This window comes from Aquella oligotrophica (genome assembly GCF_002892535.1).
GTDB lineage: Bacteria > Pseudomonadota > Gammaproteobacteria > Burkholderiales > UBA11063 > Aquella > Aquella oligotrophica.
Window position 1 is genome coordinate 1,822,391 of the sequence record NZ_CP024847.1, and the last position, 20,078, is coordinate 1,842,468.

General features: G+C 36.7%; 14 protein-coding genes. 3 read left to right on the top strand and 11 right to left on the bottom strand.

Translation table 11 applies throughout. The features are described 5' to 3' along the window. Positions 1-11: 11 nt before the first annotated feature. From eno to CUN60_RS08415, 7 genes are all read right to left on the bottom strand, one after another. Positions 12-1,295 (bottom strand): phosphopyruvate hydratase, encoded by a 1,284-nt coding sequence (eno, locus tag CUN60_RS08385; RefSeq protein ID WP_102951604.1) that lies wholly within the window; start codon positions 1,293-1,295, stop codon positions 12-14. 47 nt (positions 1,296-1,342) lie between these two features. After that, positions 1,343-2,248, bottom strand: coding sequence for a class I SAM-dependent methyltransferase (locus CUN60_RS08390; protein ID WP_102951605.1), 906 nt, complete (start codon positions 2,246-2,248; stop codon positions 1,343-1,345). Between the two features lie 22 nt (positions 2,249-2,270). Continuing rightward, complete coding sequence (gene kdsA, locus CUN60_RS08395; RefSeq protein WP_102951606.1) at positions 2,271-3,101, bottom strand: 3-deoxy-8-phosphooctulonate synthase; 831 nt, start codon at positions 3,099-3,101, stop codon at positions 2,271-2,273. Continuing rightward, on the bottom strand, positions 3,101-4,747 hold the full coding sequence (locus tag CUN60_RS08400) for a CTP synthase (protein WP_102951607.1): 1,647 nt from the start codon (positions 4,745-4,747) through the stop codon (positions 3,101-3,103). Before CUN60_RS08400 ends, kdsA begins: the two co-directional genes overlap by 1 nt. Before the next feature lie 419 nt (positions 4,748-5,166). After that, positions 5,167-6,750, bottom strand: coding sequence for a hypothetical protein (locus CUN60_RS08405; RefSeq protein WP_102951608.1), 1,584 nt, complete (start codon positions 6,748-6,750; stop codon positions 5,167-5,169). A 97-nt stretch (positions 6,751-6,847) separates the two neighbouring features. Next, positions 6,848-8,296, bottom strand: a complete 1,449-nt coding sequence (locus tag CUN60_RS08410; RefSeq protein WP_102951609.1) for an ATP-binding cassette domain-containing protein — start codon at positions 8,294-8,296, stop codon at positions 6,848-6,850. Next, a complete protein-coding gene (locus CUN60_RS08415; protein ID WP_102951610.1) occupies positions 8,289-9,974 on the bottom strand; it encodes a L,D-transpeptidase family protein in 1,686 nt (561 codons plus the stop codon). The genes CUN60_RS08410 and CUN60_RS08415 overlap by 8 nt, the downstream gene beginning before the upstream one ends. 312 nt (positions 9,975-10,286) lie before the next feature. Between CUN60_RS08415 and thrC the strand changes: the two genes are divergently transcribed. The 3 genes from thrC (at position 10,287) to CUN60_RS08430 (ending at position 14,262) form a co-directional block, all read left to right on the top strand. Beyond that, positions 10,287-12,083: a threonine synthase gene (gene thrC / locus CUN60_RS08420; RefSeq protein ID WP_102951611.1), complete on the top strand. Its 1,797-nt coding sequence runs from the start codon at positions 10,287-10,289 to the stop codon at positions 12,081-12,083. A gap of 27 nt (positions 12,084-12,110) precedes the next feature. Beyond that, complete coding sequence (gene ilvD / locus CUN60_RS08425; RefSeq protein WP_102951612.1) at positions 12,111-13,787, top strand: dihydroxy-acid dehydratase; 1,677 nt, start codon at positions 12,111-12,113, stop codon at positions 13,785-13,787. Positions 13,788-13,860: 73 nt separating this feature from the next. Further along, entirely contained in the window at positions 13,861-14,262 is a 402-nt protein-coding gene (locus tag CUN60_RS08430; RefSeq protein WP_102951613.1) for a DUF2141 domain-containing protein, read from the top strand. A gap of 33 nt (positions 14,263-14,295) precedes the next feature. Here CUN60_RS08430 and CUN60_RS13090 read toward each other — a convergent pair whose 3' ends face one another. The 4 genes from CUN60_RS13090 to CUN60_RS08445 form a co-directional block, all read right to left on the bottom strand. After that, positions 14,296-14,586: an RNA-dependent RNA polymerase family protein gene (locus CUN60_RS13090; RefSeq protein ID WP_222593246.1), complete on the bottom strand. Its 291-nt coding sequence runs from the start codon at positions 14,584-14,586 to the stop codon at positions 14,296-14,298. A gap of 740 nt (positions 14,587-15,326) precedes the next feature. Continuing rightward, positions 15,327-15,485 carry a hypothetical protein gene (locus CUN60_RS12960; RefSeq protein WP_158649357.1) on the bottom strand — a complete coding sequence of 53 codons (159 nt, stop codon included), beginning with the start codon at positions 15,483-15,485 and terminating at the stop codon, positions 15,327-15,329. Beyond that, entirely contained in the window at positions 15,463-16,209 is a 747-nt protein-coding gene (locus CUN60_RS08440; protein WP_102951614.1) for a helix-turn-helix domain-containing protein, read from the bottom strand. Before CUN60_RS08440 ends, CUN60_RS12960 begins: the two co-directional genes overlap by 23 nt. 143 nt (positions 16,210-16,352) lie before the next feature. Then, positions 16,353-19,928 (bottom strand): COG1361 family protein, encoded by a 3,576-nt coding sequence (locus CUN60_RS08445; protein WP_102951615.1) that lies wholly within the window; start codon positions 19,926-19,928, stop codon positions 16,353-16,355. Positions 19,929-20,078 lie beyond the last annotated feature (150 nt).

Sequence of the window (20,078 nt, forward strand, 5' to 3'; positions counted from 1 at the left end):
GCATCAAGAAATCATTTAATATTATAGAATGCAGTCAAACCAGGGAAATACGCATTTTCACCTAGCATTTCCTCAATTCTGATTAATTGATTATACTTGGCAATCCGATCTGAACGTGACATAGAACCAGTTTTGATTTGTCCAGTATTTAGACCAACTGCCAAATCAGCAATCACTGAATCTTCAGTCTCACCAGAACGATGTGACATAACCGTAGTCCAGCCAGCAGTTTTAGCCATTTCAACTGCTTCAATTGTTTCTGTTAAGGTACCAATTTGATTGATCTTAACTAGCAGAGCATTTGCCATTTTATTTTTAATACCATTAGCTAGAATCTTCGGATTAGTAACAAATACATCGTCACCAACTAACTGAACCTTAGTTCCCAAACGTTCTCGCATTTTAGTCCAACCAGCTTTATCTTCTTCAGACAAACCATCTTCCAAAGAAATAATCGGATAATTATCAATTAGATTTTCCCAATAGTCAATCATCTGATCTGAGGTTAATTTAAGCCCTTCGGCAGATAAAACGTAATGACCATCTTTATAAAATTCTGAAGCGGCAGGATCAAGAGCAATCATAATATCTTTGCCCGGAACATAGCCAGCTTTTTCAATCGCTTGGATAATCATTTCCAAAGCTTCTTTATTGCTATTTAGATTTGGTGCAAAACCACCTTCATCACCCACCGAAGTTGGAAAGCCACGCTCATTACAAATAGATTTTAGAGCTTGGAATGTCTCAGAACCGTAACGGATAGCTTCTTTAAGACTAGGTGCACCAACTGGCATAATCATAAATTCTTGAGCATCAAGATTATTATTGGCGTGTGCTCCACCATTAATAACATTCATCATTGGCACTGGTAGCATTTTTTTACCAACTCCACCAATGTATTTGAAAAGTGGAACACCCAGTTCATCTGCAGCTGCCCGCGCCGTAGCTACTGACACCGCCAAAATTGCATTTGCACCAAGGTTTGATTTAAACTCGGTACCATCAAGTTCCAACATAGTCTGATCAATAGCTGTTTGATCAAGCGCATCTAAGCCCAATAAAGCTTCAGTAATTGGACCATTAACATTTTCTACAGCTTTTAATACACCTTTACCACCAAAACGGCTTTTATCACCATCTCTTAATTCCAAAGCCTCACGCGAACCAGTTGATGCACCACTTGGTACTGCTGCGCGCCCAAAAGCTCCAGACTCAAGAATAACATCAACTTCAACAGTTGGAAATCCACGTGAATCAAGGATTTCACGGGCAATAATATCGACAATAGCTGACATATAACACTCCTAAAAATTTTAATTATCAAAAACTTGCTTTATTTTTCTTACTTAAGTGCTACAACAGTAGGAAATATATTTCTATCATCTGGAATAATACGGATATCTCTAAATCCAGCTGTTTTTAACAAAAGTAACATCTGCTCTGTAGTTCGGTAAGCACTCCACTTCACTTGTAAAATATCAATCATGACTGCAATTTCAAGGTTTAATTTTTCAAAATCAACTAAATATGATTGCTCAGTTTTTTCAGTATATTTTTGAGGATAGGTTAGATAACTAGTAACCAATTTAGCACCAGGTTTTAGTGCACGATAAAAATTATGAAAAATTTGCTTAACAAGTTCATCATCTTCAATATAAATAGTTAAACCATTTGAGGAAATTAAATCAAATTGCTCCTGATAATCTAATAGTAGCGCATCTTCTACTTTTTGTTGAATTGATAATGACTCAAATAAGGAAGGATATTTATTTTTTGAATCTAAATGTGCATTTTTATCCAAATCTACCGCGAAAATATTACAATTCTTAACACAGGAGAAGTCTAAATCGAGTAACTCACTCATTACACCACTAGGGATTGCTGCCAACACAGCATTATCTGCAACGGCTTTCTGATTTTCTTTTTTAAAAATCTGATGCCGATTATGGGTTGCTAGCATTACATATGAGTTAAGGATAATTTTTTCAACAAATGATAAAGAGTTAACTTGCTCACGCGGGAAATTAATAACATAATCTGTCCAGTAACCATTAATGCCACCATTCATGATTAAAAAGCGCCCCAAAGCAAATCCTTGAAGTCCATCTAATAATTCAAATAAAGTTTCCAAAGATAAGCTTGAAGCAAAACTTTTAGTCGCCGATAGCCGACTTTTTATTTTGCTAACTTTATTCTCTAGCTCGCTTTTATCATAAATATCGTAAGTATGACTATAATTTGTGCCCATTTTTCTTTACACTATACGGTTATTAATATTTTTTAACTAGCTGGTCAATAGCCATAATTTCGGTTAGGAAATTTTCTATTTCATACATCGGAAACGAATTTGGCCCATCCGATTTAGCTTCATCCGGGCGTGGATGAGTTTCCATAAATAGCCCACTTATTCCAACAGCAACCGCGGCACGAGTTAAAACTGGGACAAATTCACGGCGACCGCCTGATGCATGTCCTTGCCCACCTGGCAATTGAACCGAATGCGTAGCATCAAACACAACCGGACAATCAGTATCACGCATGATAACCAATGAAGTCATATCTGAAATCAGATTATTATAACCAAAACTTACACCGCGTTCACATGCCATGATTAAGCCATGACCTTCAACGCTTTTTGCTTTATCGGTAACATTTTTCATATCCCAAGGTGCCAGAAACTGCCCTTTCTTGATATTAACTGCTTTACCGGAAGCGGCAACTGCTTTGATAAAATTAGTCTGACGGCATAAAAAAGCAGGCGTTTGCAAAATATCAACTACTGATGCAACCTGATCAATCTGTTCAACCTCATGAATATCAGTCAATATTGGTAAGCCAAGCTGACGTTTAACCTCAGATAAAATACGCAACCCTTCATCAATCCCCGGACCGCGAAAAGTCTTATCCGAGCTACGATTAGCTTTATCAAAGCTTGACTTATAAATAAAATTTATACCAAGCTTACTGGTTATTTCTTTTAAATATCCAGCAGTATCAATCGCTAGCTGCTCAGATTCAATTACACATGGTCCGGCTATCAAAAATAATGGCTGACGAAGCCCAACTTCAAAATCAAGTAATTTCCAAGATTTATTTTCCATTAGCCTTCTTTCCTTTCAGATAATTTTTGCTGCCTGATTGCTGCTTCGATAAATGCAGTAAATAGCGGATGTCCATCACGCGGATTCGAGGTAAATTCAGGATGGAACTGACAAGCAAAAAACCAATCAAGTTTAGGTAACTCAATTGTTTCTACCAATTTTTCACTTCCTTTAGAAATACCGCTAACTACTAAGCCTTTTTCTATCAGTTTACTAATTAATTCATTATTCACTTCATACCGATGACGATGACGCTCATTTACTTCTGTTGCACCATAAATCTGACTCGCACGGCTTCCCGCAGAAAGAACTGCCGTTTGTGAACCCAAACGCATTGTACCGCCAAGATCAGTATTTTCATCACGGGTTTCAACTTTTCCTGACTTATCAACCCATTCATCAATCATGGCAATAATAGGGAAAGATGAGCTTTGGTTAAATTCAGTTGAGTTTGCATCATTAAAACCGCACACATTCCGCGCATATTCAACAACAGCAAGCTGCATACCAAGACAGATTCCTAAAAATGGAATATTGTGGGTGCGCGCATATTCGATTGCCCGAATTTTTCCTTCGACACCACGTTTACCAAAGCCACCTGGTACCAGAATCGCATCGGCATTCATAATTGCCGATAAATCACCATTTTCAATCTCTTCGGCATCAACATAACTGATATTCACCTGTGTATTTGTATGAATCCCAGCATGAATTAACGCCTCATTCAATGACTTATATGACTCGGTAAGATCAACATATTTACCGACCATTGCAATTTCAATACTGCCATCAGGATGCTCTAGACTATTTACGATATTATCCCAAACTGTAAAATTAGCAGGAGCTGTCGTAATTTGTAATTTCTCACAGATTATATCATCAATTTCCTGTTTATGTAGCATATGTGGAACTTTATAGATACTATCTGAATCATAACAACCAATTACTGCTTTTTCTTCAAGATTACAAAATAAGGCTATTTTCTGTTTTTCATCAAGAGGTAACTCTCGATCCATCCGACAAATAAGAATATCCGGCTGAATCCCGTTTTGTAGCATCTCTTTTACTGAGTGTTGAGTTGGCTTGGTTTTTAACTCTCCGGCACTAGCAATATATGGCACCAAAGTCAGATGCATGAAAAGAGTATTTGCCCGCCCAAGTTCGCGGCGCATTTGGCGTATCGCTTCTAAAAAAGGCTGCGATTCGATATCACCAACAGTTCCACCGACTTCAATCATCGCTACATCATAACCTTCGGCACCTTCGATTATCCTATCCTTGATTTCATTAGTAATATGTGGAATTACCTGAACTGTTTTACCTAGATAGTCACCACGCCGTTCTTTACGAATTACGCTTTCGTAGATTTGACCAGAAGTAAAATTATTTTTTTTCGACATCTTAGCTGAAATAAATCGCTCATAATGTCCTAGATCAAGATCAGTTTCTGCCCCATCTTCAGTTACAAAGACTTCACCGTGCTGAAATGGACTCATTGTACCCGGATCAACATTCAGATATGGGTCAAGCTTTAACATGGTTACTTTTAAGCCTCGTGATTCAAGAATCGACGCAGTTGAAGCCGCGGCAATCCCCTTACCCAAAGAAGAAACCACACCACCTGTAATAAAAATATATTTAGTCACCAATTACTCTCATATAAGAAAAAACAATAAAAAAGAGGGGGAATTATCCCCCTCGCTTAAAAATCTACGCGCATTCGATACACTTACTATAATCAAAAAAGCAATTCATTTTATAAACCCTACGACTAGCCTATCAATTTTTTATCAGTAAATAACTTAGCTGGTTCTACTTATCAAAATCTTGGAATATCATAAGCTTGTATAAGCAGCTAACAAATCTCCGCATTATTATAGCATATGAGTACTAGACAACTAACCCAAATTTTGATCGTACACCCCTCCTCTCATTACTATCAATAGCTTTTAACGTAACTACTCATAATATCTCGCAATAGCTGCGCGGCAAGGCTCCTTGCTCTTATTAGATATTCCTGTCGCTACAGGGTTTATATAGTATGAGTAGTTATCTTTTAAGTATTTTAATTAAGCTTCATATTCACTACATTATTACCCCATGTCCAACTATCAAAAGCGCTCCACACATTTGAAGATACTTCTGCGGGAAACTGTAGTGAATCAAGCTTGTATAAATCTGATTCACCATCCTGATTATAATAACCAACGGCTCCAGCAATGTCATTATACTCACTAATTCTCCAAGCATATAAAATTGCGCCAAAATATCTAGAAGAATTATTTGCTGGCACCACTGATGCTAAGCTTTTTGTCGCTTGCTGAAAGTAGTCTATTGTTTGAGCACCACTATTCACGTAATTTGTACAATTGGAACTTCCAAGAAAATTTTCAACATTAGCTAACTGAGGGCTACAATTACCATTTGCGGCACAAAGAAAATTTTCCAGAACATAATTATCAATACTTCCTACTGCTAGTGCTTCTTTTGAATCACACTCACCCTGATTTACTTGTCCCGTTGGTAAAATTGGTGATTTATGAGAACTTTGGCTATTATACTCCTGCAAATTACTCCAAGTACTATCAGTCGCACTAGCAGGTAACACAAACATCAATGGCGCATTAGAAAGCGGGCTATTTAACTGACTTTTAATAAAACTATTTACTTCATCTGTATAGGTATTTAATGGAACCGGATTAGGATCTGTTCCATTCGGATTAATATCATATAAGGCTGGTAAAAGAACTATATTACTAAAAGTGGCATAAAGCTGATTGCCGCTTGCCGGAGCTGCAAATAAAAATAAAAATTTATTGTGAATTTGCAACTGCTTGGCTATTTCACCAAAAAATACCACCTCATATGATTCGCCAATAGGATCATTTGGAAACTGCTCATTAATTGAAGGTTCATTATCAATTGCTACGCCATAAGTATTTTGATCATTATTAATCGTATTGGCAATTAAATCCGCAATACCTACCAGATAAGCATTGGTTGCTGCCTGTCCCTTATCATTATTATTAAGGGTAACGATTTGTTGCAGGAAGCTGGCACTAAAATCAATTTGTGGTACAACATGCTTGATGCCAACTACATTTTTATAATAGTTTGTAACATCGTTACCGTTTACGCACGAACCAAGTTTTGACGATGCTCCGCTTACAACTTCATCACTAAGCTGAGGCATAGCATAGTAATGAAACGCAGCATAATCTATCGGTGCACTACCATCGGGATTGATCGGCAAACAGCTTGAATTTGCCGATTCAAGAATTGGATTGCCTTTTATTGAACCACCAATTAAATTACCCATATCTGCAAAAACATAAGAAATATCAGAATTATGTAACTGGTTTAAATCATATCTTAATGAAGGAGCAAGTCCATTACCTTGCATACCATAATAATAATCTGTAGCAACACTATAGTCCCAAACACCATTTCCCTTATCAGGCGCGTTGCTAACAACACCGCTGGCAGTACTTTTCAAGCTTGAGGTAGATTTCGACTGAGGCTCGGTAGAGACTGTCGCAGAAATAGACTGAGTATTTTGTGCTTGTGATGAACCACCACTATTACATGCTACCAAAAACACACTTACTAGCCCAGCCACTAACAAATTGATTGAATTAACAGATTTCATATAACGCTTCCCTTATATCGTTTTATTGATGGAGCGATTATATTTTAACCAGATAAAAATTTAAACCGCGTTTTTGCGGGGGAAGTCGAGAAGCTATTTAATCATTGACCACACAGCCATTTACCAGTCTTATTTTTTTGTTTACACAAGTGGGTATCTGATCAGACCGATGGCTGATATAGATTATGGTATGCTCTGAATCTGCAAATAATGCATCAACAAGGCGAGTGAATTGTCGAGTATGGAATTCATCCAGCCCCTGACACGGCTCATCAAAGATAAAAAGTGGTGGGTTCTTAACTAATGCTCGAAGCAGTAAAAGCATACGTTGTGTACCATGTGATACTTGACCAAATTTTGTATTGCTATATTCGTCCAGATTAAGTACCTCAAGCCATTCGCTAGCTATTTTGGTTTGTTCAACATTAGCTTTGCCATATAAACCCGGCGTATCAAAGAAACCGGAAATAATGGTATCCAGACAGCTTAAATTTGTCGTGAAATTCCAATGTAATTCAGGTGAAATATAACCAATATTACGTTTAATATCCCAGATTGTTTCACCACTGCCGCGTTTCTTGCCAAATAAGAATAACTGATTAGCGTATGCTTGTGGATTATCACCTGTCACTAGGCTAAGTAAGGTTGATTTCCCTGCTCCATTATGCCCAGAAAGTAGCCATTTATCACCTTTTTCAACCAACCAATTTACCTGATTAAGAACAGTTTTTTCACCATATTTTATGCTAACATTTTCCATCCTGACGATCTCATCACCTGACAAACTGGTAATAGGCATCAATAAGGATTTTACCGCATCATATGAAATTGTAATCTCACTGGTATTACTATCTACTTGAGTTGACAGGTACTCAGCTTTGGGCATAAAAGATATTTGTTTTTGAGTAATTTCAGCGACATGAGTTATAAAATTAGGGATCTCTGAACTATCACTGATTAAAATAAATGTTACACCTAAATTGCATAATTCATGTATAAAAAGATTTAGCTTAGTAACCGAATCAACATCAAGCCCGATATATGGGTTATCTAAAATCATTATTTGTGCAGGCTTAAGAAAAGCCAAAATAAGCTGCAATTTTTTGCGTTCACCGCTAGATAACTGAATCAGCGGTGCATTTATCCGATGCTCTATATGCATGATTGCAATAAGTTTATTAACCTGAGCGGCATCCTGTGATTCATTATTGATTACCTCAAGAAGCGTGAGACTATCTTCTGAATCATAACTATTATAACGCTGTTGATAATAAAACTCCGACAATCCAAATTTATTTTTAAAGCTAAAATGTTGCGAAACAAGTATAGTTTTAGGCAAAAACACCGAATCACTATCATAAGAACTATCTATACTTCCACTTACATAAGTCTGTCCGGCTAAAGCCATCGCAAGACTAGTCTTACCCGAACCAGCGCTTCCAGTTAGAAAAACCTGTTCACCACTAGCAATACTAAATGAGATATTTTTTAATAGCTGCTTTTCTCCTCGATCAAGACTGATATCTTTAGCAATAATTTTATTCATTATCGTCACTTTCCGTCTCTGTTATCGATTCCTTAGGTAGATAAACTGGATAATCAACATTATCGATCTGATAAATATCATTCCTAAATTGTAGTTCACCATTATTATCGACCCAAACTGTTCCATAGATAATATTTACATCCATTGGTTCAGCAAGATAGACGATCTGCCGTTTGCCTGATTTAATCTGGCTCTCAACCCGGTCACCATCCCAGTTTGGTTTATCTGATAATAGATAATCAGCCAACTCAACTGGCTTACCAACACGAATGCACCCGTGGCTGAAATCACGACGATTTCTACCAAATAAATTACGCGTTGGGGTATCATGCAAATAGATGCCACAAACATTTGGAAAAATAAATTTGATATTACCTAAAGCATTCTTCTCACCTGGCATTTGCCTGAATTTATATGGCATATTGTTTGGATTAACTTTCTTCCAGTCAATTCTTGAAGGATCAATTGGCGGATTGGCAAAACTTCCATTATAAACATTCATTTGCTCTTTGGCAAGATAATTGGGATCCTGTTGTAATTTAGGTAAAATCTCCTTGCGTCCAATGCTATCAGGCACACTCCAGTACGGATTTATTTCAATATAACTGATCTTACTACTTAAAACGCAACTACGGTTCGCACCTTTCCCAACAATCACTGGCATATTAAGTATAGACTGACCACTTTCCATGACATCGAGGGAGAAGTTTGGAATATTAACTAATAAGTATTGCTTAGATGTTTGTAATGGTAGCCAGCGTAAGCGATCCATATTAAGTTCAATAAGCTTAATAATTTGATTAACCGAAACATTAAGTGCCTGTAATGTCTGCTTGTCAACTATGCCGTTTGCTTTTAAGCCGTGATGAGCTTGAAATTTCATGACTGCCTGTTTGAGAGCTTTATCAAAAATAGTGGTTTTTTCTGTGGTAGTGTATTCCCCAGTTATAGCCAACCGTTTTTGTAATTGCGAAACCCTTGTACCTTTAGAGCCGATTTTTAATGAAGCTCCTGCCGCAATTTGTCCCCAACCACCATTAGAAGCAATATTCTGGTACTTCTCTAACTGGCTTTTTAACTCCAAATACCCGGGATAGGTTGGAGTAAGTCCATTTAAAACTTGAGTTACATTTCCACCATGAGTAGCTTTTTGTAGCAAGTCAGGTAAATTTACCGCACGCTTACTAATTGTCCACGTAGGATAAACAGCCAGATTATCAACTCTACCTGTTGCCATATGCTTAGCGTAGAGCAAAAAAGCATCGGTAAGTGTAGTATCAAGATCAGCCAATGCTGCTATTGGTGGCTGCATCATCGGTGCAGAAGATACTTGCTGAGTTAACTGGTTTATTATTGAAAGATGGTAGTCCTCGGGGTATAAGGCATCTTTGTAGGAATTTTGTAAAATCTCGATTAACTGATTTGCATTCGGAAGAATCTTCCCATTATGTGACCATAAAATGGTTGAACTTTCCTGATTATATTGTTGAGTAGTTAATGCCAAACTACAGCGCAATTTATTAGCACACATAATTCGGCTTGCACCACCACTACTATTGATCTTACCAGTTATAGCTGCTTTAACCTGTGCATCAATATCATTTGCGTAGCTACTTCCTAACAAGCAAAATCCAAGCAAAATAACATATTTATAATAACTTATTCCTGTTTTTCTCATATCTCAGCCAAATATCTAAAATTTCAATAGATTGTATTCTAGCAAACTTTTGCCACATTCATGATTTATATTTTACATATTTGTACTTTCAGTAATTTTCTGAAGGCATGCGGTAAATGTAATCAACTAATCTTTTAGTTTAATTAGCAAATAAACACTGCACTATAAAATATTAAAGACCACAAAAGAATTGACAGTTTATTTATCAGGCGCTACCTGGCAATTAGCTCTAAAACAATTGATTAATTTTAGTCAACAATTTACTGGTATAATAATGGTTTGCCTTAAATAAATTATAGAGAATCTATCGTTATGTATTATTTACGCGACTTTGTTAGTAAAGAGCCAGTTCATCCAGATAATCTAGTATTTACTGGAGAAACAACCCCGTGGGAAGTTGTAATGGATCTTGACTCCATCAAAAGTAAGATGAATCTGGATTATTTCCGCCAAGCTCCACCTAATTTATTGAAATATTTACCACTGCTACCAATTGAAAAGCAAGCTGAATTTATTACACTTCGTGAAGCAGCAACACCATTACTAAAAAGCCGCAAGCTTGGACGTAATCTTGGAGTTGAGCTATACCTGAAAGTAGAAGGTAAAAATCCGACCGGATCATTTAAAGATCGTGGTACAGCGGTTGAAATCTCAGTTGCCCGCGAAAAAGGCGCCAAGGCAATTATCCTTGCCTCTACCGGAAATATGGCAGCTTCCTGTGCATGCTATGCTGCTGCTGCTGGTATCCCCTGTTTCATCATGGTACCGGAAGGTGTCCCACCGGGTAAACTTTCGCAAGTATTAGCTTTTGGCGGACATATTGTTCAAGTTAAAGGCACTTATAATGATGCTGCCGATCTAGCTTACAAAATTGCTGAAGAAATGGGCTTTTATCTAGCTGGTGATTATGCTTTTCGCTTAGAAGGTGCTAAAACTGCTGCTTTCGAAATCATCGATCAAATGCTATTTCAAGTTCCTGATTATCTAGTAGTACCAATTGGTTGTGGTACCAATATTGGTGGTTATTATAAAGGCTTCATGGACTATTACCGACTTGGATTAATTGATAAATTGCCAAGGATTATCGGAGTTCAGGCTGCTGGAGCTCAAGCTGTTGTAAATAGCTTTGAGCAAAAAACAAATAAAATCGAAACTCTAGCTAGTGTAAATACTTTGGCTTCTGCCATCTGTGTATCTAATCCACTTGATGGATTAAAAGCATTAGAAGCAATCAATAGCACCAATGGTTATGCAATCTCCGTTACTGATAACGAGATTTTGGCAGCACAACATCGCTTAGCTAAAGAAGAAGGAATTTTTGCTGAAAGCTCAGCTGCAGCAACAATAGCTGGTATTCAAAAATTGATTGAACAGGATAAAATCGAAGCCCACAAAAAAGTACTTTGTGTACTAACTGGTGATGGTCTAAAAGATCCGCAAGTAGTACTGAAAGCGGCAATTAAACCACCAACTATTTATCCACAAACCAAAGATTTCCTTAGCCTTTATGAAAATGGTTTTTTTGATGGTAAAAGCATGGTATTTGTTGAAAAAACCGATACCCTATTTGCTAATTCACCAAGCAAAGCGGATATTACCCGTGAGTTACAAAATCTATTTGCAGCACACTATAGTGATGAGTATGTTGACAAAATTGAGTTATCACTAAATAAAATGGTACAAAAAGGTAAAACCATTACTATTTCTGACTTCCAAGATAGTATTCAGGGTGTACTAGAATCACCACGCCACATTAAGGCTGATGTGTTTTCAGTAGTTGACTTTTTTGTTGATACCGCAAAAGATAAAAAAGCTAATGCGAAAGTAAAAGTAAAAATCAATAATACAGAATATGCTGGCTCAGCAGAAGGAACTGGTCCGGTTGATGCAGTAATTAAGGCGCTTACTCATGCCTGTCATGAAACTTTATTATTCAAACTAGTTGACTATAAAGTAGAAATTCGTGGACAAGGAACTGATGCCAACGTATATGTAGAAATGAAGCTACAAAAAGATAATGGTTCTTCGATTGGTAGTGGTACCTCTCCAGATATAATTCAGGCATCAATTGAAGCATTTGCCGAAGCTTATAATGGGTTTAATGTTTAATTAATAATAGTTAGTATTGGAATAAATATGATTAAAATCAATAAAGTAAGTAGTGTAATTACTGAAGACATCTCGCAAGGGGCTTCACAAGCCATGCTTTATGCCACTGGACTTAAAGAAGAAGATATGCATAAAGCCCAAGTTGGGATTGGTAGCGTATGGTACGAAGGTAATCCATGTAATATGCATTTATTAAACCTTGCCGAAGAAGTAAAAAAAGGGGTTAAAGCGGCAGGACTAGTAGGAATGCGTTTTAATACAATTGGTGTTAGCGATGGTATCTCTATGGGTACAAATGGTATGCGCTACTCATTACAATCTCGTGAAATCATTGCTGATTCGATTGAAACTATTACTGGTGCGCAATGGTATGACGGATTAATCACTATTCCTGGTTGTGATAAAAATATGCCGGGCTGCGTAATGGCGATGATTCGCCTAAATCGCCCAAGCATTATGATTTATGGTGGCACGATCAAGGCAGGTGAATACAATGGCAAGATTCTGGATATCGTATCAGCATTTCAGGCATATGGTGAATTTCTAGCAGGTAAAATAACTGAAGAAGAACGCCAAGGAATCGTACGTAATTCATGTCCGGGAGCTGGTGCCTGTGGTGGAATGTACACGGCTAATACTATGGCTTGTGCAATTGAGGCTCTTGGTTTATCTCTACCATATAGCTCATCAATAGCAGCAACCCATGTAGCTAAAATTGCTGAGTGTCATCATGCTGGTACGGCAATTCATCATCTATTAGAAAAAGATATTAAACCTAGCGATATACTTAGTAAAAAATCCTTTGAAAATGCATTTACGCTAGTTACCGTTTTGGGTGGCTCAACCAATGCTGTACTTCATTTAATCGCAATGGCACGTACTGCTAATATTGATTTCACACTTGAAGATATTCAAAAAATTAGTGATAAAACTCCGATGTTGGCTGATTTTAAACCAAGTGGTAAATATGTAATGGCTGATTTACATGCGTTAGGTGGAACTCCAGCGGTATTAAAACTATTACTCGAAAATGGCATGCTTCATGGTGATTGCCTAACGGTTACGGGTAAAACTATGGCGGAAAATCTTGCTGATTTACCTGGGCTACCTGCCGATCAGGATTTGGTTCAACCATTTAGCGCTCCAATTAAGGCTACCGGACATATTCAGATATTATATGGTAATCTAGCAACTGAAGGTTCGGCAGCTAAAATTACTGGTAAAGAAGGTACTTACTTTAAAGGACCTGCACGCTGCTTTGATACCGAAGAAGCAATGGTAGAAGCTCTAGCACAAGGTAAAATTCAAAAAGGCGATGTAATTGTCATTCGCTTCCAAGGACCTAAAGGTGGACCAGGTATGCCAGAAATGTTAAAACCAACTTCCGCAATCGTAGGTGCAGGACTTGGTAAAGACGTCGCACTAATTACCGATGGACGTTTTTCCGGTGGTTCACATGGTTTTATCGTGGGTCATATTACCCCTGAAGCCCAAGTTGGCGGTAATATTGCATTAATTAAAGATAATGATATTATTGCAATTGATGCTGAAAATAACACTATCAATGCTGAAGTAAGTGATGAAGAATTTGCTAACCGTCGTAAAAACTGGCAAGCACCTCCTTACCGCTCTACCCGTGGTACTTTGTATAAATTTATCAAAAACGTAAAATCAGCCAGCCTTGGTTGTGTTACAGATGAATAATTAAAGTTAAATCCCCGATATATAATATTTCGGGGATTTTTATTAGCTAATGATTTATTAAGATGTCAATAAGATGAATAAGATAATTTTATTTATTCTGCTACTCTCAATTAAACTAGTTTCTGCTGCTAATCTGACTGTCACAGTCAGTAATATAATAGATAAAAAAGGGCAAATGATCATTAGTTTATACAATAATAAAGCTTCATTTCCGATTGAAGGTAAAGAATACCGTGCAATTATAGTTTACCCAATAACTGCAGCAACTATTACCACCAGCTTTAATAATATTCCATCTGGCACTTACGCTGTCGCTGTAATTCATGATGAAGATCGTGATGGTAAAATTAGCCGGAATGATAATGGCGAACCGACTGAGCAGTTTGGCTTTAGTAATACAAGCAAATCATCTTTTGATGCCGCACAATTTTTCGTCGCAACCGAAAATCTACAAATAAATATTAATTTAAAGTAATCAATTTCCTGTTATTTCAATACGATTAAAAAGTTAAATCTTTAAAAAATCAGTATCCTCCATGCGTTTAGCTATCTTCTCTAATAGAATATGATGTCGTACATTGTTAAAATACGCTTTCAGATCAATATCAATGACCTTTGTGTGTTCCTTAACTATTGCTACCGCCACTCTATCTACTGCCGCCTGAGCAGTTCGTTTAGGTCTGTATCCAAATGAACCGTCCTGGAAATCAGCTTCGAATATAGGTTCCAATATCAGTTTAAGCGCTCCTTGTACTATCCCTGTCGCGAACTGCCGAAATTGCCAAGGTTCTAGTTCCATTTGCCTTAGGTATTTCTTTTAAGCGGTTCCTTAATGGATAATAACTTCTGCCTATTAGTTCACTTTGTATTTCCTGGAGATATTTGTTAACTCCGTATTCCTCTATTTTATAGAAGCTTACGTTATCTATCCCTGGCGCACCATTATTTAGTTTTGCCTGTCGATAGGATTCTTGCAATACCTCAAGTTTACATACATGTACGTATAAGCCCCCAAATTTCCACTCTGTTTCTGCCTTCGCTCTGTACGAGTTACCATACTTCATTACTACTATTATCCCATCCGACTTCCTCTTGCCTTCAGCTTATTTCATGGTTATCACTTATAAAGCTTACTATTACTAATACATTTCTGCATTAAAGCAAGGAGGATCTCTCCAGCTGCTTAGCGAGCTCAGCCTTTAGTCTAGTCACTATCGAAGCCGTATCTGGGTTCACTCACGTTATGACCTGCTATCTCACACCTGTCCTTATAACAGATTTGTCGGTAGGCTTCAACATATCGATTTTTCTTTACATTGCTATCCGAGTTACAAGGCTTGAACTTTTACCTTGGTGAGTTTATCTCTCACTGAATATGCCAGCCTTTGCTGGACGCACCAAAATTTATGACACACTCCAATCTTGAGCAAATTTGTACTAGGCGTTTTCATAGACATATATTGTAAATGAACTCTCCCCAGTACTCTGCGGTAGGGAGAGTTCATTTATAGCTTCGGTGATATTTTCAAATTTATTTGTTCATTCGCCAACTTTATTTCCAAAACTTTCGGCAACTGTGGCTGCATTTATGACAGGTGCTTTTGCATTATTTTCATTTGCCACTTGTGGAATTATGGGTAAATTAATCACAATTAATAGCTTCAAATAAACTTGATCATTGTACAATGATTTCCTCATTTATCTCAAAAACTCCTAATTTTAGAAGAGTTCGTGGAATACACAAATGATAATTAAGTGCAAAAGCTTTATCCAACAACTCCTGTTTACTTCTTACCGAAAAAATATATTTTAAATTTGAAAGATGATCATTTACTCGAGATGCTGAAATCACATGCCCCAATGAACTCATTATTTTCGATATATCGGCATACGAATAACGATGTAAATAAAAATAAAGCACCATTTTTTGCCGTTCGGATAATTCAAAATTAATTTTTTTCTGATCTTTTTTAATGTTAATAAGAGCTTTACCCTCATTGATCATAAAGATTGATTTTACTGGGTGCGGTGATACGTATTTGGAAAAACAGGCATAAATACCAAGAAAATTATTTGTAGCAGGATTAATTATTGGATATTTTCTCACTACATGAAGATTACTTAGCTTTGTGATATAAATAAAGGTTTTTACAACCCTTAAATCTCTAATCTGGCAATTATAGTCATGAATAGTCTGTATAATTGTTGGATGTTCTTTAGCAAGATTTAGCTGCAAATCTGTCTGACCAATTTCGATAGTAACATTATTTACAGTAATAAACTGATTAAATCCTTTACTTATCCCACGGTAAGCAAATTGATTGTCTTTGATGAAGCTTATAATATCTGGAGCACCATCATGAAATAAAGTAAAAGATTTAAGATACTGATTAAAGTACTCCTCATCTGAAATAAAACTCATTAAATTCCCCTCAAGTATTTAATAGAATAAATAAAAAAGATAATGCCTACCTTTATTATTAGCTAAGCTAGCCAATATAAAGCAGTAAGAAAAAGATACTACATTTGTAGTATCTTTTTTTGTAATTAATAGCTAAAAAAGTATTATGGTTGTTTCTGGGTATGATCGTATTCGATATTTACTTTCCTTACCGAATAGTTACCAGATTTTCGCCCCAAAAGATAAAAGAAAGCCTTATATTTACCAGTTGGTAAGTTATCATTTAGTACTTGAGCCTCTGCACGAGCAATAAAGTTATCACCAGTATAGTCCCACATTCTGTCATAGCCAATTTTCCTGAAGTCGAGCCAAATATTAACAGATGAGAAATAAGCCTGACTAACATTTTCATCCCACAGGTGACACAAGAAACCACCATTATATCTTTGGGCATATACAGTCAGATCATGTTTATTACCGTTAGCATCTTCAGCAGCTAGTAACAAAGTATTTGAAGCACCACTAGAATTATTAGCACATGAAGTTATAGCTGTAACTTTCTTATTAGTCGGTGCTGTTAATACTCCGGTATCTACATTAGCTGGTACGCCGCTAATCTTTGGATTGATTACCAGATAATCCATATTATATGTTTGTCCACTAAATTGAATACTTTTACGCTGATAATCAGTATCAGAATATTTAAAGTTACTTGTCCCCACCAATACTCCACTTTCAACTTCCAAGTTTACCGGATCTGTATAAAATGTATTACCATCTCGGTTATAACTTAATCCTATATTCAAATTAGTAGTTGCTAATTCTTTCCAGTTTACTCCACTTGGTAATGTTAGCTGCAAGTTTCCTTTTATCGTACATAAACTCTTACTTTGTAAGCCATTATCATCCGTACAATCAGTACTACTCTGGCTTATACTGTATCCCGCGGGTAAAAGAAAATTGTTGTTAATCTTTATATCACTAATCGGATACTTACCATCACCATTTGGCTTAGTTACCTGTAGCTCGAATGGATAACTCTCCATATGGGCATAGATTATCTTACCTTTATAACGATCGTATGGTACCAAACTTCTAGTATTCACCTTGATGCCTTCTAGAAGACTAGCTTCTACTGGGTTCGCATTTAAGCTTGCATAGGCTGGATAAGTAAGCTTATCTTTTTCACCTACCCCCGCTGCACTTAATTCAAGATCCATTTTTAGAATGTTTTCACCGATATTAGCTAATTTGAATTCAGCTATTGCATCACATTCTTTTGCTACATCTGCTTCATTGATAGTACATGCGACAAGATTGATACCATTAGTCCCGGCATAATTTAGCTTTGGTGTTACAGTTACCGGGTAATTAACCAGATCCTTATCGGCTATCGATACACCTACCTTATAAGCTACCTGCCAATAATCACCATTTACTGGATCTTTTATCAGTTTTGTTGTTTGTTTAAGTAAACTTGGCGTAGCCCATTGACGGTTAAAACTTATCTGACGCTTGATCGCTGTGATGTGAGCAGGAGTAGGCGCTGAGTTTGCCTGATCATGATAGCTATAGCTTAGCCCCAAATCAATGTTTGCCATTAATAGATTATTATTTTCAAAAGAGGCTTCCTTATTTAGGAATGACATTGATGGTACCGATAACTCAAGAGTACAACTACCTGTTTTTTTATCTAGGTCTGTCGTAAAGTTTGTTGCCCCACCATTAGCTAATCCAACCGCACAACTAGTTCCAGATTTTTCTACTTCTGCATATACAGGAATACCTTTGATATTAAATCCAGTCGCTGCTTGCTCGCCTACATTAGTAAATGTATATTGCAGCTTCAACCGATTATTACTCAGTGCAGTAAACTTATATGGATTATTGGTTAGACCATTTCCGCTTAATGTTGTTGGCGTACCAGTCAGGTTAATGGCTGTTGTAATATATGCTCGATCACCGCCACTTACCTCTGTTATGAATTCCTCTGAATTAGTCGTAACTTTCTCTCCATTTACTGTATATTCAACATTTAACCTATTCGTTTCTTTTCCCTTGATGTCTGTTTGAGCAGCATAATTTACTTTAGTATTACAATTTGTACCAGCATTAAGGGTATTTAATTTATTGCCACCACAGTTACTCAGATCAAGACTAAGACCTGCGACTGTCGTGTTTAATGCTATTTTAGTTAGTGGCGTAGCTAATTTTTTAGCATTATTATGAAGCGTAAAATTAGCAGCTCCAGGCTGACCAACTATTGTATGCAGGTTTCCTGTATCCTCTGAATTAATGGTTAGTACATCTTTACTCAAAATTGCAGAATAAGGAATACTAATACTACTTAGGTATTGTTTCTGTAAACCATCTACTGAAGTATATTTACCTGTGATATTTAACCATAGATCACCTTTTGCAGGTTTAGTAGGTTCATAGTTAATACTAATATCACATTCTTGATCTATTTTTCCACTACAAGGAATAGGGTTCTCACCTGATCCTGCCTCTTGTGATTTTACATTAAAGCCTTCTGCTGCTGCCGCAGGAGTAATCTTTATCTCAGATAAATCTCGATTTGAAGTATTCTTTATCGTTATTGTTGCGTGACTACCACCATCATTTATCAACGTACTTTGTAAGTCTCCATTACGATCTACTTCTAATATTGACATTTGGGGATCTTCGGCTATATACTCAAGATTTGTCGTAACTTTTTTATCTTTGTCATAGCCAACTGTAAATGGATGATTACCGCTTACATCCTGCTTACGTGCAGTAAACACAAAACTACAACTATCACCCGCGTTAAGAGAAGAGGAAACAAGACAATCTTCATCCTCTGGATTACTTGGTGCTCCCAGGACTTTACTATTATCCCCAAGCAAATTCAGCTTATCCTTAATATCCTCATTCCCCGCATTAAATACGCTGATACGTACTTGTTCTTTACCATCAGCTTTCATTGTAATTCCATGCTGGATCAGCAAGTTTGATCCAGCTGCTTTTTCAACCGCTACACTACCATCACTAAAGGCAACTTCTTGACCATTACGATATCCTGATACTCTTGTATTTACAATAGTATGCTCGGATAAACCCTTACCTTTTAGTAATAATGTACAGCTATTACCTTTTTTAAACCCTGCTGCACTACATAAGATACTACCGTTTTTACTACTAACATTATCAAAGTCTTCGGTAAGAATTACAGGTACTGATAAACTATAATTACCATCTTTAGTATAAATCTGATTAATGTCATTTATCGCAGCAAGACCAGCTTTGCTACCAACCTTATCACTCATCCGAATCATTTGGTGCAATACTTCACTATGTCCATCCTGAGCTTTTAACTTCACGCTTAGCAATACCGCTTCCGAATGTGCTATCTGTGGAGTAAACTGGATGCTACTACTTCCATTTATCGATATATCCTCACCTACTTGCGCTACCACTTTAACAGCATTTGATAAATCTTTTTTGCCACTAGCATCTGTTATTTGTACTGATTCAATTTTATAACTTTGATTGCTACTGTTATTTATCCGTAATAAATAGCTTGATTTATAACTATTCTTCACAGGAACTACTGCTAATTGATCTAGGTAAATACTACCTGCCACATCTTCAAGTATTGGGTTAACTCCACCACCTGTGGCATTATTACCAGCCCCACCGCAGCCACTGAAAATTACTGCACTACTTACCAATGCTAGAAAGTTTATTTTTTTCTTCATGTATATCCCTTTATTTATAAATTATGTTTTGCAAACTCAACAAACCAAAGTATGCTGGCTTATCTTATATACGGAGCGTATTATAAGTAAACATAACGAGTATTGGAACCCAAGATCAGTACACAAATACTTTACTACCTATTTTTTTTG

Excerpts from the sequence above, each read along its gene's own strand:
- CUN60_RS08415 (WP_102951610.1), bottom strand. The coding sequence starts at position 9,974 with ATGAGAAAAACAGGAATAAGTTATTATAAATATGTTATTTTGCTTGGA.
- thrC (WP_102951611.1), top strand. The coding sequence starts at position 10,287 with ATGTATTATTTACGCGACTTTGTTAGTAAAGAGCCAGTTCATCCAGAT.
- CUN60_RS08445 (WP_102951615.1), bottom strand. The coding sequence starts at position 19,928 with ATGAAGAAAAAAATAAACTTTCTAGCATTGGTAAGTAGTGCAGTAATT.
- CUN60_RS12960 (WP_158649357.1), bottom strand. The coding sequence starts at position 15,485 with ATGAGGAAATCATTGTACAATGATCAAGTTTATTTGAAGCTATTAATT.
- ilvD (WP_102951612.1), top strand. The coding sequence starts at position 12,111 with ATGATTAAAATCAATAAAGTAAGTAGTGTAATTACTGAAGACATCTCG.
- CUN60_RS08440 (WP_102951614.1), bottom strand. The coding sequence starts at position 16,209 with ATGAGTTTTATTTCAGATGAGGAGTACTTTAATCAGTATCTTAAATCT.
- eno (WP_102951604.1), bottom strand. The coding sequence starts at position 1,295 with ATGTCAGCTATTGTCGATATTATTGCCCGTGAAATCCTTGATTCACGT.
- CUN60_RS08390 (WP_102951605.1), bottom strand. The coding sequence starts at position 2,248 with ATGGGCACAAATTATAGTCATACTTACGATATTTATGATAAAAGCGAG.
- kdsA (WP_102951606.1), bottom strand. The coding sequence starts at position 3,101 with ATGGAAAATAAATCTTGGAAATTACTTGATTTTGAAGTTGGGCTTCGT.
- CUN60_RS08410 (WP_102951609.1), bottom strand. The coding sequence starts at position 8,296 with ATGAATAAAATTATTGCTAAAGATATCAGTCTTGATCGAGGAGAAAAG.
- CUN60_RS13090 (WP_222593246.1), bottom strand. The coding sequence starts at position 14,586 with ATGGAACTAGAACCTTGGCAATTTCGGCAGTTCGCGACAGGGATAGTA.
- CUN60_RS08405 (WP_102951608.1), bottom strand. The coding sequence starts at position 6,750 with ATGAAATCTGTTAATTCAATCAATTTGTTAGTGGCTGGGCTAGTAAGT.
- CUN60_RS08430 (WP_102951613.1), top strand. The coding sequence starts at position 13,861 with ATGAATAAGATAATTTTATTTATTCTGCTACTCTCAATTAAACTAGTT.